Raw genomic sequence first — 16,193 nt, forward strand, 5'->3', positions numbered from 1 at the left:
CTTCGAGACCGGCCACGTCCCAAAGCGCCTTAGGTGAAGCGGCTACCGATCAGCCGGCTCCACTGCTCGCCCGCAAGCCCGTTCAGGAAAACTTGCGAGTTCTTCATGGCGTCCAGAACCTCTGGATCACGTGAATGCACCACCGTGGAGGCAACGGTCAGGAAAGCGACGCGTCGTCCAAGCATCGCTTCCAGAAGTGCAGGTTGAATACGTCCGCGCAGGCCGCTGACGCCGCGCGCGGCGGCATGATCGATCAGGCAGTCTATCACGGAGCCCGCCTGGCCGGGGAGGGCGAGGATCTGCAGCACGCGACCGATTTTATACTTCCGTGCGTAATAGGCGAAAGCGCCGACATTGGTGCCGACTGGCGAAGTCACGCAAACGTAGACAAGCTCGCCCAGGTCCGGCTTCTGTGCCGCGTCGGTCAGGATGTGGTCGAGTTGGCCTTCCGTCCAGTCCGGCCGCAGGGCGAATTGAGTGGCAAACGGTTCGATGAGCTTGGCAAATGCGTGGCTGTCGACTTCGGAGGTCCGAAAGGCTCCGTGGCCTGCCCCGTCCACCGCCACGCCCGACCAGCGTCGTTCGCTGGACGTCATTCGCCTGCAATAAAATCGGTCGACGGCACGCGCCAGCGGATTGAGCACTCTGGCAAGCGCCATGCGATTGGCGGAAAGGCTGAGCATGAAGGCCGCCGGGCGCAATACGCGTACCCAGTCAAGGCTGTATTGCGGCAGGACCACGCCGCGCAGCCGGGTCCACAATTTCACGGAAATATCATTGGCGGTCTCGCTGAAGGAGATGTCCTGCGGACCGTCCAGGTAGGCTTTCAGCAAGCGTGCGCCGGCCATCGGGTCGCGCTCACGGTCCTCGACCATCAGCGAGCTACAGACAGCAGCGCGTAATTGTCGGCCGTTGAACGTCATCGGCAATACGTGAACGCCGACGAACCCGGAGACATGACCGGCATCGTTGACATGGACAAGCGACCGGAGATCGCCTCCGCAAGCGGGCGCGTCCAGATAGAACCGTCTCATGTATTCGACGAGAGAGGCCGGCGCTTCGGTCCGTTGTCTCAGCAGCACGCGTTGGAACATGTTCGCGACTGCCGGAAGGTCGGCGCCCTCCAAGGCGCGAATGAGGCTCAAGCCCGGCTCCCGGCACCGAAATCCAGCCCGCCGAGTTTCCGGGCGATGGCGACGCGAGGCGTCCCATCGGCCGTCGCGGCGAACGTCGGGTGTTCGTAGGATTTCGTTCTCGACAAAAGGGCAGCTACCTGGCGATCCTGGCCTTCCCCGAACTCGAACAACAGCCATCCGCCCGTCTTGAGGAAGGCTGCGGCCTCGCGGACCAGCCTTTGAAGGATCGAAATGCCATAAGGGCCTCCATCGAAAGCCTCGCGGGGTTCATTCTCCAGCAGGTGCACGCTTTCGCCCTCGACGCGGGATGACGAAATGTAGGGCGGATTGCACACGATCATGTCGACGGCATCTTCTAGATCGTCGCCCCCGAGCGCGGCAAACAGGTCGCCTTGCCGAATCGTAATCCTGTCTTGCAAGGCGAGACGTGCAACGTTGCGGCGGGCAAGCGCAACCGTGCTGTCGGTCAAGTCCGCTGCCCATGCCCGAACCCGCGGACAAGCGTTCGCGATCCCGATTGCCAGATTGCCACTACCGCAGCACATGTCGATCAGGATCGCTTCGCCTGCTCGTTCGCGAAGCATGGCTTCGGCCTCTCGGCCAAGCAGTTCCGTTTCCTCTCTCGGCACGAGTACATCGGGCGTGAGCTCCAGTTCGACCCCCATGAAGCGGTGCAACCTCGGCCAGTTGCGATCGCTCGGGTGACCGAGCGGAGAGGTGAAATGCTGCTGCAAGGTGGACCCTTTGCTGAACCGACGAAAACGGGCGTCATAGCTGCTAGCAGATTCAGGTAAACCGATATTAAAGTCCTTGCCTTGAATGATAGCGAACCGGGGTTTGTCGGCGCGGCTCAGCGGACATGGATTTGATCACGCATTCCACGCCGTCATTGCGGCTGCCCAAAGTTTCGCGTGGCGGCTCTTGACTAGGGGCGACGGCGTAATACGGTAAGGACAAATACCGGCTCTGGTCGCCGGACGGCAAGAATGCCTCGTATGCCTCGCCCTTTGCGGCGGCGGCTGCGGGGCATTGTCATTTGGGGCTTTGTTTGAAACCGCATATCGAGATCGGCATTCTCTACTCGCGGTCCGGCAACTACCGGCTGCTGTCCGAATCCTGCCGTGCGGGCGCGATAAACGCCATTGCCGACGTCAACACCGATCCCGCGATCCCGTTCGAATTCGTCCCGGTCGAGCGCGACCCGCAGGGCAACATCGATCGGTATGCAACCGGCTGCGCGGACATTCTCGCCAACAGCGGCGCGCGCCACATCATTGGCTGCATCACCTCGTGGAGCCGCAAGGAGGTCATTCCGATCCTGGAAAGGGCAGGCGGCACGCTCTGGTACGCCTGCCCCTACGAGGGCTTTGAAGCCAACGAGCATGTCGTCTACACGCACGCCTGCCCCAATCAGCATCTCGTCCCGCTGCTTGCCTATGTCGTGCCTCGTTTCGGCGCCGACGGCTTCCTGCTCGGTTCAAACTACATCTGGGGCTGGGAGACCAACCGCGTGGCGCGCGACCTGATTGCGGACGCCGGCGGCAAGGTGCTGGGGGAACGCTATCTGCCGCTCGGCGAGGTCGATGTTGCGAGGCTGATCGCAGAGATCCAAGCGACGAGACCTGATTTCGTTCTGAACAATCTCATCGGCTCTTCTTCCTATGCCTTCATCGCCGCTTATGCCGAGCTTGGCCGGCGCGATCCGCATTTCAGGCCGGAGCGTTGCCCGATCCTGTCCTGCAATCTCACGGAATGCGAATTGCCGGCGCTCAACGGGGCCGGCGATGGCCATCTTTCCGTTGGGCCCTATTTTCACGACATCTCGGTAGCGGATCGCGGAGCGGCTTTGGTGTCTTCCGTTATGCCTGCCTCATCCTTCGAGGCGGCTGCCTATGCCTCGGTGCGCACGCTCGCCGAGATACTCACCCGCAACTCCGATGCACAGTGGATGGACCTTCCCAAGGTCTTTGCCGGAACATCATTTCGAACGCCGCTGGGCGACATCGCTATCGATCCGCAAACCCAGCACGCTACCTTGCCGGTGCAGATCGGACGTATCGAAGGGACATCGTTCAAGACGGTCACGCTGACGAAGGGCGTGGCACCCGATCCCTACCTTTCCCGCTATGACCGGACGGAGACGTTCGGGCAGCCGCGCCTGCGGGTGGTGTCGTGAGCAAGATGCCGCGCATCCCGAATCTCGGAGGCGCCAAGGCTTTTGTCCTGCATCGTCCACATCCGATCGTGCAGGCGATCACGCGGCAATTGTCGGCCATCGGCCTTGAGACGATTGGCTTTTGGCCGGAACTGCCGGCCGAAGCTTTGGCGGCAGACTTCGTTTTCTTCGACGTCGATCTCGGCTTTGACGAGCAATTCCCTTGGAAGCCGGGCGAGGCACCGATGCCACTGATAGCGCTGATCGGCTCCGAGGCGCCGGGCCGCGTTGAATGGGCACTGTCGCACAAAGCTGATGCCCAGCTGCTGAAGCCGGTCGGCAATGCCGGCGTCTATAGCGCGCTTTTGATCGCAAGGCAGAGTTTCGAGGCGCGCAAGCTTCTGGCCAGCGAGATCGCCTCGCTTCGTCAGCGGGTCGCCGAGCGCCAGACCATCGTGCGCGCGGTGGAGGTCTTATCGAAGGGCGCCGAGGACGGTCGCGCCTATGCGCAGCTCCGCTCACTGGCGATGAGCTGGCAAATCAGCGTCGAGGAAGCCGCACGCCGGATCGTGGCAAGGACGCAAGAAGAAGGCGACGATGACCAATCCGATCGCGCCTGAGCTTTCCGCCACCCGGCGCATGCCGGCCAAGCCGCACGCTGGCCTCTGGCGACGTCTGCTAAAACGGCCTCTGGCGTTGCTCGGCCTGGTGATCATTGCCCTCGTCGTGGTCGGCGCCGTCCTTGCACCGTGGCTGACAGGCTACGATCCCAACGAGCAGATGTTCGACGGGCTCACCCTTGAAGGCGCGCCAATGCCGCCGGGCGCCCAATTCTGGCTGGGCACCGATCTGCTTGGCCGCGACCTCCTGACCCGTCTTCTCTTCGGCGCGCGCACCTCGCTGATCATCGGCATCGTCGCCAATGGCGTGGCGCTTCTGATTGGCACGCTGATCGGCATCACCGCCGGCTATTTCCGCGGCTGGATCGGCAGTGCGCTTATGCGCTTCACCGATTTGATGATGGCCTTCCCGGCGCTGCTGCTTGCCATCTGCCTGGCGGCAGTGCTCCAGCCGAGCCTGTGGATCGTCGCCATGGTGATCGCACTGGTGAACTGGGTACAGACCGCCCGGGTCATCTACACCGAGACAAGCTCGCTCTCCGAGCGCGAGTTCATCGACGCCGAGCGTACCATCGGGGCAAGCGCCCCACGCATCCTGTTTCGCCATATCCTGCCGCACCTGGTGCCGACGATCATCGTCTGGGGCACGCTCGGCATCTCGACCACGGTGCTTCTGGAAGCGACGCTCAGCTATCTCGGCATCGGCGTGCAGCCGCCGACCGCATCCTGGGGCAACATCATTTTCGAAAACCAGACGTACTTCCAGGCAGCGCCCTGGCTGGTCTTCTTTCCGGGTACGGCGATCCTGGCGCTGGCGCTGGCCTTCAACCTCGTCGGTGATGCGCTGCGCGACATCCTCGATCCGACGCAAAGGGGCCGGGCATGATCGCCTATCTCGGCCGCCGCGTTGTCCAGTCCGTGCTCATCTTGCTCGGCGTCTCTCTGATCACCTTTGCACTGCTCTATCTGCTGCCCGCCGATCCCGTCCGCCAGATCGCCGGCCGCAGCGCCACGCCCGAGACGGTCGAGAACATCCGCCGGCAGCTCGGCCTCGACCAGCCCTTTGTCGTCCAGTACTGGCACTACCTGACCAGGCTGCTCAGCGGTGATCTCGGGCGCTCCTACATCCAGCGTTCCGAGGTGACTGAGCTCATCATTTCACGGCTGCCGGCAAGCCTGCTACTGATGGTCGGTGCTATCGCTTGCGAGGTCGTGATCGGCCTGACGATGGGCCTCATCGCGGCCGTCAAGCGTGGCACCGCCACCGACCAGTCGCTGATGGTCGCCTCCTTCGTCGGCGTTTCGGCGCCGCAATTCGTCGTCGGTTTGCTGCTGCTTTATGTGTTCGCGGTGCGGCTCAGCTGGTTCCCGATCGGCGGCTACGGCACCTGGCGGCATCTGGTGCTGCCGTCACTGACCATGGGAATTCTCGGCGCCGGCTGGTACGCACGCATGATGCGCTCGTCGATGATCGACGTGCTGCGCCAGGATTACGTGCGCACCGCGCGTGCCAAGGGCCTTGCGCGCAGCGCCATCATCTTTCGCCACGCGCTGCCCAACGCCATCCTCCCGGTCATCGCCATGATCGGCATCGACATCGGCATCTTCATGGGCGGCATCGTGGTCGTCGAAAGCGTGTTCGGCTGGCCAGGTATCGGCCAGCTTGCCTGGCAGGCCATCCAGCGCATCGACATTCCGATCATCATGGGGGTCACCCTGGTTTCGGCCTTCGCCATCGTGCTCGGCAATCTCCTGGCCGACACCGTCGCACCGTTCATCGATCCACGCATCAAGCTCAGATGAAAACCAAGAAAACCAGAGAAAGGGAACATGACATGAGAAACTATTTGATATCGACCGTGACGGCATCGGCGCTTGCGCTGGTGCTGCTTGGCATGACAAGCGTGCGCGCCGAAGATGCCGTCGATCCGAATGCCAAGCAGGGCGGCGCGATCACCATCACCTACAAGGACGACGTCGCCACGCTCGATCCAGCCATCGGCTATGACTGGCAGAACTGGTCGATGATCAAGAGCCTGTTCGACGGGCTGATGGACTACGAGCCGGGCACCACCAACCTGCGGCCCGACCTCGCCGAGAGCTACGAGATTGCGCCCGACGGCAAGACCTTCACCTTCAAGCTGCGCCACGGAGTGAAGTTCCACAATGGCCGCGAGATGACGGCCGACGACGTGAAATATTCGCTCGACCGGGTCACCAATCCAAAGACCCAGAGCCCCGGCGCCGGCTTCTTCGGCTCGATCAAGGGCTATGACGATATCGCCGCCGGCAAGGCGGAAAGCCTGGCGGGCATCACCGTCGTCGATCCCTACACGATCAAGTTTGAACTGACCCGGCCCGACGCTACCTTCCTGCATGTCATGGCCATCAACTTCTCGCATGTCGTGCCGAAGGAGGAGGTCGAGAAATACGGCGCGGATTTTGGCAAGCATCCGGTCGGCACCGGCGCCTTCAAGCTCGCCGAATGGACGCTTGGCCAGCGTGTGGTCTTCGAGCGCAACCCGGATTACTGGCACAAGGGCCTGCCGCATCTCGACAAGATCACCTTCGAGATCGGCCAGGAGCCGATCGTGGCGCTGCTGCGCCTGCAAAAGGGCGAGATCGACGTTCCCGGCGACGGCATTCCGCCGGCCAAATTCCAGGAGGTGATGGCCGATCCCGAGCAGAAGGCCCGCGTCGTCGAGGGCGGCCAGCTGCACACCGGCTACATCACCATGAACACCACCATGGCGCCCTTCGACAATGTGAAGGTACGGCAAGCGGTCAACATGGCGATTAACAAGGAGCGCATCGTCCAGCTGATCAACAACCGCGCGGTGCCCGCGAACCAGCCGCTGCCACCGTCGATGCCCGGCTATGACAAGACGTTCAAGGGCTATCCCTATGACGTGGCACAGGCCAAGGCGCTGCTTGCCGAGGCCGGCCACCCCGACGGCTTCGACACGCAGCTGTTTGCCATGAATACCGACCCCAACCCGCGCATTGCCCAGGCGATCCAGCAGGATCTGGCGGCGGTCGGCATCAAGGCCAGCATCCAGGCGCTGGCCCAGGCCAACGTCATCGCCGCCGGCGGCGACAAAGCCGGTGCGCCGATGATCTGGTCCGGCGGCATGGCCTGGATCGCCGACTTCCCCGATCCGTCCAACTTCTACGGACCGATCCTCGGCTGCGCCGGTGCCGTTCCCGGCGGCTGGAATTGGTCGTGGTATTGCAACAAGGATCTCGACAGCAAGGCGGCGGAGGCCGACTCGGTCGTCGACCCGGCCAAGGCCGGCGAACGCGCCAAGATGTGGAGTGCGATCTACGGCAAGATCATGGACGACGCGCCCTGGGCGCCGGTGTTCAACGAGCAGCGTTTCACCATGAAATCCACCCGCATGGGCGGCGCTGACAACCTCTATGTCGACCCGGTCCATATCCCGATCAACTACGACAATGTGTATGTGACCGATGTGCAATAACTGCGACTACACCATCCACGGGCGCCACCATCATTTCGGCTGGGATAATTCCTTTGTCCCGGCCGAACGGGTGGCGCCCGGGTCGACGATCGAGTTCGAGTGCCTCGATTCGTCGGGCGGCCAGCTGACGATGGAGAGCACTGTCGACGACGTTGCTCTGCTCGACTTCGCCAAGGTGAATCCGGTTACTGGGCCGATCTATGTCGACGGGGCGGAGCCGGGCGATGCCCTGAAGATCACCATCGAGGCGTTCAAGCCGTCCGGCTTCGGCTGGACCGCGAACATCCCGGGGTTCGGTCTGTTGACGGATGACTTCACTCAGCCGGCGCTGAACCTCTGGAAGTACGACGCCGTCTCGCTCCAACCGGCGCTGTTCGGCAAGAGCGGCCGGGTGCCGCTCAAGCCCTTCGCCGGCACCATCGGCAACGCCCCGGCTGAGCCGGGCCTGCATTCGGTGATCCCGCCGCGCCGCATGGGCGGCAATCTGGACATTCGCGATCTCGCTGCCGGCACGGTTCTCTACCTTCCCGTGGAGGTTCCGGGAGCGTTGTTCTCGGTCGGCGACACACACGCCGCGCAGGGCGACGGCGAGGTCTGCGGCACGGCGATCGAGAGCCCGATGAACGCCGTGCTGACACTCGATCTGGTCAAGGATGCCCGGCTGCGAACCCCTCGTTTCACGACGCCGGGTCCGGTGTCGCGGCATCTCGACGCCAAGGGCTACGAGGTGACAACCGGCATCGGGCCGGATCTGATGGACGGCGCCAAGAGCGCCGTCTCCCAGATGGTCGACCTGCTCTCCGGCCGCTACGGCATGGATCCGGTAGACGCCTATATGCTCGTGTCGGTTTGCGGCGACCTGCGCATCAGTGAGATCGTCGACATGCCCAATTGGGTGGTTTCCTTCTACTTTCCCCGCTGCGTTTTCGAATGAAGGTGGCGGAGGACACCAAACCACCCGGGCAGACCGCCGCGGAGAGTGGCTCTGTCAGGCCGGTTCTCAGCGTCTCAGGTCTGACCGTCGCCGTGCGTGGCGATGAGGGCGATCGCGACGTCGTTTCCGGCCTGACATTCGGCCTGATGCGCGGCGAGACGCTTTGCATTGCTGGCGAGTCCGGTTCCGGCAAGTCGATGACGGCGCTGGCCATCATGGGCTTGCTGCCGCAGCCGGCGGCACGCATCAGATCAGGCTCCATCCAACTCGGCGATCAGGATCTCGCGGCGCTCAGTGAGAGCCGCATGCGCCGCATCCGAGGCGACCGCATTGCCATGATCTTTCAGGAGCCGATGACGTCGCTCAATCCGGTTCTTTCCGTCGGACGGCAGCTCACAGAAGCGATCGAGGCCCACACCTCGCTGTCGCGCTCCAACTCGCGGCTGAGGGCGCTCGAGGCGCTGAAGGCAGTGCGAATTCCGGATGCGGAACGGCGGCTCGAGCAATATCCGCACGAGCTCTCAGGCGGCATGCGGCAGCGCGTGATGATTGCCATGGCTTTGGCCCTGAACCCGGACGTGCTGATCGCCGATGAACCGACCACCGCTCTCGACGTCACGGTTCAGGGCGAGGTGCTGGAGCTGCTGCGGGACCTGCAGCGCGAGCACGGCACCAGCGTTATCCTAATTACGCACGACATGGGCGTCGTCGCCGAGATGGCGGACCGTGTCATTATCATGCGCGATGGCCGGATGGTCGAGCAGGGCAGAGCGGCCGACATTTTCACCCGCCCGCAAGCTGACTATACGCGCGAGCTTCTGGCGGCGGTGCCGCGCATCGGCGGCGAACGGACGGCCGAAGACCGACAAGATGCCGCTAAAATGCCGGCCGAGCTTGTAGATGTCAGCGATCTTCACGTCCGCTTCGACCTGCGCGGCGGCTTCTTCGGCCGCGTCGACCGCAGAGTGCACGCGGTCGAAGGCGTCAGCTTCTCGATCGCGCCACACGAAACCCTGTCGCTGGTCGGCGAATCCGGCTGCGGCAAGTCGACGACGGCCAAGGCGATCGCCGGGCTGGTACCCTACACCGGCAGCATTTCAATCGGCGGTCAGGACCTGTCGACGCTCAGTCGCAAGGAGCGCAAGGCTGTACGCCGCAATGTGCAGATGATCTTCCAGGATCCCTTCGCGTCCCTAGACCCACGCATGCGAGTGGGCGATCTCGTGGCCGAGCCTCTGCTGATCCACGGTATCGGCGACAAGGAGCAACGGCACGCCCAGATTGCCGCCCTGTTCGAACGTGTCGGCCTCTCCGCTGACCAGATGGAGCGCTATCCTCACGAATTCTCCGGCGGCCAGCGCCAGCGAATCTGCATTGCACGGGCGCTGGCGCTGCGACCAAAGCTGATCATTGCCGACGAAAGCGTCTCTGCTCTCGATGTGTCGGTGCAGGCGCGCGTGTTAAGATTGCTGAAGGAGCTGCAGCGCGAATTCGGCGTCGCATATCTCTTCATCTCACACGATATGGCAGTGGTGGAGAACATCTCCGATCGCGTGGCGGTGATGTATCTGGGGCAGATCGTCGAGATGGGCACCCGCGACCAGATCTTCTCCAATCCGAGGCATCCTTACACAAAGCGGCTGATCGAAGCCGTTCCGGTTCCCGATCGAGGCCAGCGCCGCGCCCGGTTCGCGCGTCTGGACAGCGAAATTCCAAGCGCTATCCGGCGTGTCGGCGAGGAGCCCTCGAAACTCAAGCTTGAAGACGTTGGCAACGGCCACCTCGTCGCCACCTGATCGAGCTTAGGCTGCGTTGTCCAGCCAATCCCGCGGAGGCTCGGGGACAGCAGCATGTGTGATGCTCGGGCGGTAGGATGTGATCGGCGATGGCGCCGCCGCGGCAGCGCCGTTCGGCAGCGATCAGTTCGGAAGATCGCCAGTTTACATCTAACATGTTAGTGTGCTAGCACTACGCGCACATTGATTTAAACGGAGATCGCGTTGGCTTCCCGCTTTGGTCTTTCGGTTGCTCTCACCACACCCTTCGACGCGTCGGGACAGATAGCTCTCCCGCCGATGATCGCGCACGCCCGGGCCTGCCTTGGCGCCGGCTGCAGCAGCGCGACGTTGTTCGGCACCACCGGGGAAGGCGCCTCGGTGGGCACGGACGAGCGGCGGGTCGTCACCGAAGCCATGCTGGCGGCCGGTATTCCGGCACATCAGCTCGTGGCCGGAGTGCTGGTCGATGCGGCCGAAGACGCCGCCGATCAGGCTCGGTACGCTTTGCAGCACGGCGTTCGCAACATTCTGCTCGCTCCGCCGAGCTACTTCAAGAATGTCGGCGAGGAAGGGCTGTTCGGATGGTTTTCCGCCGTCTTCGCCGCACTCGGTCCGCTGGCTCGTGACGTCCTCCTCTATAACATCCCTTCTGTCACCATGGTGCCGCTCCCGCTTGGGCTGATCGGCCGGCTGCGCGCCGCCTTTCCCGCTGCGGTGGCCGGGGTGAAGGATTCCGGCGGGGATTGGAGCTACAGTGAGGCGCTGCTTGAAGCGCACGGCGATCTGGTGATCCTGATCGGCGACGAACGGCATCTGGCGGGAAGCGTGCGCCACGGTGGACAGGGTGCGATTTCCGGCATGGCTAATTTTGTTACCGGCGAAATCCGTGCAATGGTCGAAGACGGCCGCGACGATCCCCGCGTCGAGGACTTCGTGCTTGAATTGCTCAAATATCCGGTCACGCCGGCGGTGAAGGTCATGGTGGCGCGCAAGACCGGCGACGAGCGCTGGCTGGCGGTCCGCCCGCCCCTGGAGGCGATCGGCCCGCAAGGACAGCGACAGCTTGCTGCTGCCTACGACAGGCTGTTTGCGACAGAGCCGGCCTGATCGACAAAGCCAGTTGACTGACAAAGGAAGCGAGCTGAATTGGAAGACGGCAGCGAACCGATCACTCTCCGGGAGAAAGCCTATGCCAGCTTCACGCGGCATTTGCTGGCCCGCGATCTGCGGCCGGGGCAGTTCGTGTCTCAGCGCGAACTGGTCGCTTTCACCGGGCTGCCGCTGGGCGCCATTCGCGAGATCGTCCCGCGTCTCGAGGCCGAGGGACTGCTGACCACCATCCCGCAGCGCGGCATGCAGATCGCGCATATCGACATCAATCTGATCCGCGAGGCTTTTCAGTTTCGGCTATTCATGGAACGCGAGGCAGTGGCGCTATTTACGGTCAGCGCTTCAGATGCCGAACTTGCCCGCATGCGGCGCGAACATGAGGAGATGCTGGCTCAAGCCCTGCTGCAAGCGCCGACATCGGAAATGGAAGCCAAGGCCCAGAACGTCGACTGGGCCATGCACGACACCTTCATCAATGCGCTGGGCAACGAGATTATCGCCAAGGCCTATCTGGTCAACTCGGTGAAAATCCGGCTGATCCACCAGGAGCGTTTCCGCATCGACGGTCGTGTGGTGCCGGTGATGCGCGAACATTTGGCAGTTATCGAAGCCATGGAGAGCCGCAAGCCGCAAAAAGCGGTTGAAGCGATCAGTGTGCATATCGACAATGCACGCCGGCTGGCGCTCCAGATCTGAGGAAGTGAAGGCCGCGCCGCGGTCGCGATGCAACGCACACGACAGCAACCCGGGAGGAAAAAATGTCGTCCAATCCGTTCAACCCAACCAGGAGGCAACTCCTTGCAGGAACCGCGGCGCTTACCGCTGCCGGGCTTGTGGGACTCCGCCCCAGCTTTGCCGCAGGCGTCGACTGGAAACGCTTTGCCGGGACGACGCTTGACGTCAATCTGGTGAAAAGTCCGCGCAGCGACACCATCCTGAAATATCTCGCCGAATTCGAGGAACTGACCGGCATCAAGGTCAATGCCGAGGCCACGCCCGAGCAGCAGCAGCGCCAGAAGACCGTAATCGAGTTGAGCTCGGGCAAGCCGAGCTTCGACGTCGTGCATCTGAGCTACCACGTGCAGAAGCGCCAGTTTGAAAAGGGTGGCTGGCTGGCCGACATCGCCGGCTATCTCGCAGACCCGTCGCTCACCGACCCGGGGCTGGTCGAAAGCGACTTCGCCGAGGCCGGCATGCTGTTTGCCAAGGACGGCCAGGGCGTGCTGCGCTCGCTACCCTTCTCGGTGGATTACTGGATCCTCTATTGGAACAAGGAGTTGTTTGAGGCCAAAGGCCTCAAATACCCCGAGACGTTCGAGCAACTGGTGGCCGCCGCCGAAGCGCTGACCGACCCGTCGACCAACACATACGGCTTCGTCGCCCGCGGGCTCAAGAACGCAAACACGCCGGTGTGGACGTCGTTGATGCTCGGCTACGACGTGACGCCGCTCGACGACAAGGGGAAGCTGCGCACCGAGGCTCCCGAGGCGATCGAGGCTGCTGCCCTCTATCAAAAATTGATGACCAAGTCCGCCCCTCCGGGCGTCACCGGGTTCAATTGGGCCGAAGCACAGTCGGCCTTCCTGCAAGGCAAGATCGGCATGTGGCTCGATGGCGTGGGTTTTGCCCCGCCGATGGAAAACCCGGAAAAATCGAGAGTGGTCGGCAAGGTCGGCTACGGCGTCATGCCCAAGGGTCCCAAGGCGCATGCCTCGGGCACCTTCGGCGACGGGATTGGCGTTACCGCCGCCAGCGAGAAGAAGGAGGCCGCCTATCTGTTCTGTCAGTGGGCCGTATCGCCAGCCATGGGCGCGCGGCTGTTGCAGGCCGGCGCTGGCGTTCCGTTCCGCAAATCCGTGCTGGAGGATCCCAAGGTGCGCGAAGGCGTCACCATGCCGGCAAGCTGGCTTGATGCCGTGATCGGCTCAGGCAATATCAGCCGGCTGGCGCTGCCGGTCATCATCCCCGTCACTGAATTCCGCGACATCTATGGCGTGGCGTTGACCAACATGATTGCCGCCGCCGATCCCGCCGCGGAGCTGAAGAAGGCCACCGAGCAGTTCCAGCCGGTTCTCGACAGGAGCGAGCAGGGCTGATGTCGGCCACCACCCCAGAACAAGCCGGGGTGACGATGCCGGTTATCGACGGGAGCCAGACGATCCGGCTGGCTCCCAATTACTGGCCTTTCGTTGTCCCGGCACTCGTCGTCGTCGGCGCCGTCATCGTCTTCCCCTGGGCTTTCACGCTGTGGATGAGCGTCAACCGCTGGACGCTCGGCCAGTCGCGGAGCTTTGCCGGGATGGAAAACTATCTCCGGTTGGCCAGCGATCCGCGGTTTTGGGAATCTCTGGTTCATACATTGACCTACACCTTCCTCTCGGTTGCAGCGCCGATGTTCCTGGGCACTCTGGCCGCCCTGATCTTCGATGCCAGGTTTCCGTTGCGCGGCCTGCTGCGCGGCGTCTTCGTCATGCCGATGATGGCAACACCCGTTGCCGTGGCATTGGTTTGGACAATGATGTTCCATCCCCAGCTTGGCGTGCTCAACTACCTGTTGTCACTGGTCGGCATCCCGGCTCAGGAATGGATCTTCAATGCCAACACGGTCATCCCGTCGCTGGTTGCGGTCGAGACCTGGCAGTGGACGCCGCTGGTCATGCTGATCGTGCTGGGTGGGCTGGCCTCGGTGCCGCGCGAGCCCTTCGAAAGCGCGGAGATCGACGGCGCCAATGCCTGGCAGCAATTCCGCTATCTCACTCTGCCGATGATCGCGCCGTTCCTGATGATCGCGGTCATCATCCGCACGATCGATGCGCTGAAGAGCTTCGATATCATCTACGCGATGACCCAGGGCGGGCCGGGCACGGCCTCGGAAACCATCAACATCTATCTCTACAACACCGCCTTTTCCTACTACGATATCGGCTACGGCTCGGCCATGGCCGTGGTGTTCTTCATTGTCATCGTGGCCCTGTCTTTTGTCCTCCTAATGCTGCGCCAACGCTCGCAGTGGATCGATACGGAGGGCAAATAGATGAGTTCGCGGCTGCTCAACCAGATCGGTCTGTTTTTCGCTGCCCTGGTTTTCGTCTCGCCGGCGATCCTGTTCTTCCTCTGGATGATCTCGTTGTCGCTGAAATTCGAGATCGACAACGGTGCCTATCCGCCGATCCTGATCCCCGAACGTTTCGCCTGGTCGAACTATGTGAAAGTGTTCGAGGAGAATAACTTCCTGCTCTATCTCTGGAATTCGGTTCTGGTGACCGGCACGGCCACGTTGTTAGCGCTGTTGATCGGCGTGCCGGCGGGCTATGGCATCGCACGGCTCAAGGCTGAACGGTCGGCGGTCGTCATCATGATAGCCCGCATGACGCCCGGGCTATCCTATCTCATCCCGCTGTTTCTGCTGTTCCAGTGGATCGGGATCCTCGGCACGCTGTGGCCGCAGATCATCATCCACCTGGTGGTGACGGTGCCGATCGTGGTCTGGGTGATGATCGGCTATTTCGAGACCACGCCGATGGAACTGGAAGAGGCGGCCAACATCGACGGCGCCAGCTCCTGGCAGGTGTTCCGGCTGGTCGCCCTGCCCATCGCCAAGCCGGGCATCGTCGTCGCCTTCATCCTGTCCGTCATTTTCTCATGGAACAATTTCGTCTTCGGCGTGGTGCTCGCCAGCCGAGAGACGCGCACACTGCCGGTCGCCGTCTACAACATGCTGTCCTACGAGCAGGTGAGCTGGGGGCCGCTCGCCGCGGCAGCGCTGGTGGTGACGCTGCCGGTGCTGATCCTGACCATGTTCGCGCAAAGGCAGATCGTGGCCGGGCTGACAGCCGGCGCCGTCAAGGGCGGCTGAGGGCGCGCCCGGACATTCTTTTCCAGGAAAGATCCAATGGCATCGGTAACGATCAACAACGTGCAGAAGGCCTTCGGGGCAACCAAGATCATTCACGACGTCAGCGTCGATATCGCCGACGGCGAGTTTGTCATCCTGGTCGGCCCGTCGGGATGCGGAAAGTCGACGCTCTTGCGTATGATTGCGGGACTTGAAACGATCTCCGGCGGAAAGATCGCCATCGGCGAGCGTATGGTCAACAATCTGCGGGCGCGAGATCGGAACATCGCCATGGTGTTCCAGAACTATGCGCTCTATCCGCATATGACGGTCGCCGACAACATGGGCTTTGCCCTGAAGATCAAGAAGGCCGATCCGGTCGACACCGCGGGCCGTGTCAGGAAGGCAGCCGGCATTCTCGGCCTGGAAAAGCTGCTTGACCGCTATCCGCGCCAGCTTTCCGGCGGCCAGCGCCAGCGCGTCGCGATGGGCCGCGCGATCGTACGCGACCCGCAGGTCTTCCTGTTCGACGAGCCGCTCTCCAATCTCGACGCCAAATTGCGCGTCCAGATGCGCGGCGAGATCAAGGCCCTGCACCAGCGGCTGGGTACCACGACGATCTATGTCACGCACGATCAGATCGAGGCCATGACCATGGCTGACAAGATCGTCGTGCTGCATGACGGCCTGGTCGAGCAGATCGGCGCGCCGCTGGACCTCTACGATCATCCGGCCAATCTCTTCGTTGCCGGTTTTGTCGGCTCGCCCGCCATGAACTTCATTGCCGGCCGCATCGAGGAGGGCGTTTTCCGCAGTGCCGGCGGGCTGATTCTGCCTCTGCCGGAAGGTGCCCACCCGGCGGATGCTGCAGGACGCGAACTCGTCTACGGCATTCGCCCGGAACATATCCGGGCAACCGGGCAGGGCATGCCGGGTACGGTCACGCTTCTCGAGGCGACCGGCTCGGAAATCTTCGCCAGGGTCGACTGCTCCGGTGAAGAAATCTCCTGCCTCTTCCGGGAGCGGCTTGCCCTCAAGCAAGGCGAAGGGGTGCGGATCGAGATCGACCGCGCATGTGCGCATCTGTTCGACGCAGAAACCGGTCGGCGCATCTGACTCGACGGTCCGGTGGATGTCGTGGTC

The 16,193-nt window shown here is 62.7% G+C and carries 15 protein-coding genes; 13 read left to right on the forward strand and 2 right to left on the reverse strand.

What is annotated here, in order from left to right:
* Window positions 1-29: 29 nt before the first annotated feature.
* Together NKJ94_RS18750 and NKJ94_RS18755 are read right to left on the reverse strand one after the other, a co-directional pair.
* Entirely contained in the window at window positions 30-1,145 is a 1,116-nt protein-coding gene (locus tag NKJ94_RS18750; RefSeq protein WP_352527002.1) for a hypothetical protein, read from the reverse strand.
* The gene (locus NKJ94_RS18755; protein WP_352527068.1) at window positions 1,142-1,801 is read right to left on the reverse strand and encodes a N5-glutamine methyltransferase family protein; all 660 of its coding nucleotides are present in this window, start codon (window positions 1,799-1,801) and stop codon (window positions 1,142-1,144) included. Before NKJ94_RS18755 ends, NKJ94_RS18750 begins: the two co-directional genes overlap by 4 nt.
* 383 nt (window positions 1,802-2,184) lie before the next feature.
* Here NKJ94_RS18755 and NKJ94_RS18760 point away from each other — a divergent pair, with 383 nt between their 5' ends.
* From NKJ94_RS18760 to NKJ94_RS18820, 13 genes are all read left to right on the forward strand, one after another.
* Window positions 2,185-3,312 carry a transporter substrate-binding protein gene (locus tag NKJ94_RS18760; RefSeq protein ID WP_352527003.1) on the forward strand — a complete coding sequence of 376 codons (1,128 nt, stop codon included), beginning with the start codon at window positions 2,185-2,187 and terminating at the stop codon, window positions 3,310-3,312.
* Complete coding sequence (locus tag NKJ94_RS18765) at window positions 3,309-3,911, forward strand: ANTAR domain-containing response regulator (protein WP_352527004.1); 603 nt, start codon at window positions 3,309-3,311, stop codon at window positions 3,909-3,911. Before NKJ94_RS18760 ends, NKJ94_RS18765 begins: the two co-directional genes overlap by 4 nt.
* 19 nt (window positions 3,912-3,930) lie before the next feature.
* Complete coding sequence (locus tag NKJ94_RS18770) at window positions 3,931-4,797, forward strand: ABC transporter permease (RefSeq protein WP_352527069.1); 867 nt, start codon at window positions 3,931-3,933, stop codon at window positions 4,795-4,797.
* Window positions 4,794-5,714, forward strand: coding sequence for an ABC transporter permease (locus NKJ94_RS18775; protein WP_352527005.1), 921 nt, complete (start codon window positions 4,794-4,796; stop codon window positions 5,712-5,714). Before NKJ94_RS18770 ends, NKJ94_RS18775 begins: the two co-directional genes overlap by 4 nt.
* 32 nt (window positions 5,715-5,746) lie before the next feature.
* Window positions 5,747-7,393, forward strand: a complete 1,647-nt coding sequence (locus NKJ94_RS18780) for an ABC transporter substrate-binding protein (protein ID WP_352527006.1) — start codon at window positions 5,747-5,749, stop codon at window positions 7,391-7,393.
* The gene (locus NKJ94_RS18785; protein WP_352527007.1) at window positions 7,383-8,327 is read left to right on the forward strand and encodes an acetamidase/formamidase family protein; all 945 of its coding nucleotides are present in this window, start codon (window positions 7,383-7,385) and stop codon (window positions 8,325-8,327) included. The genes NKJ94_RS18780 and NKJ94_RS18785 overlap by 11 nt, the downstream gene beginning before the upstream one ends.
* On the forward strand, window positions 8,324-10,123 hold the full coding sequence (locus tag NKJ94_RS18790; protein WP_352527008.1) for an ABC transporter ATP-binding protein: 1,800 nt from the start codon (window positions 8,324-8,326) through the stop codon (window positions 10,121-10,123). The genes NKJ94_RS18785 and NKJ94_RS18790 overlap by 4 nt, the downstream gene beginning before the upstream one ends.
* A gap of 204 nt (window positions 10,124-10,327) precedes the next feature.
* Window positions 10,328-11,212, forward strand: coding sequence for a dihydrodipicolinate synthase family protein (locus NKJ94_RS18795; protein WP_352527009.1), 885 nt, complete (start codon window positions 10,328-10,330; stop codon window positions 11,210-11,212).
* A 39-nt stretch (window positions 11,213-11,251) separates the two neighbouring features.
* Complete coding sequence (locus tag NKJ94_RS18800; protein WP_352527010.1) at window positions 11,252-11,911, forward strand: GntR family transcriptional regulator; 660 nt, start codon at window positions 11,252-11,254, stop codon at window positions 11,909-11,911.
* Between the two features lie 62 nt (window positions 11,912-11,973).
* Window positions 11,974-13,311 carry an extracellular solute-binding protein gene (locus tag NKJ94_RS18805; RefSeq protein WP_352527011.1) on the forward strand — a complete coding sequence of 446 codons (1,338 nt, stop codon included), beginning with the start codon at window positions 11,974-11,976 and terminating at the stop codon, window positions 13,309-13,311.
* Between the two features lie 35 nt (window positions 13,312-13,346).
* Window positions 13,347-14,249: a carbohydrate ABC transporter permease gene (locus tag NKJ94_RS18810; RefSeq protein WP_502896139.1), complete on the forward strand. Its 903-nt coding sequence runs from the start codon at window positions 13,347-13,349 to the stop codon at window positions 14,247-14,249.
* On the forward strand, window positions 14,250-15,071 hold the full coding sequence (locus NKJ94_RS18815) for a carbohydrate ABC transporter permease (RefSeq protein ID WP_023674179.1): 822 nt from the start codon (window positions 14,250-14,252) through the stop codon (window positions 15,069-15,071).
* A 36-nt stretch (window positions 15,072-15,107) separates the two neighbouring features.
* On the forward strand, window positions 15,108-16,166 hold the full coding sequence (locus tag NKJ94_RS18820; RefSeq protein ID WP_352527013.1) for an ABC transporter ATP-binding protein: 1,059 nt from the start codon (window positions 15,108-15,110) through the stop codon (window positions 16,164-16,166).
* The last annotated feature ends 27 nt before the right edge of the window (window positions 16,167-16,193 follow it).

It is taken from the genome of Mesorhizobium sp. M0060, assembly GCF_040323155.1.
Classification (GTDB): Bacteria; Pseudomonadota; Alphaproteobacteria; order Rhizobiales; family Rhizobiaceae; genus Mesorhizobium.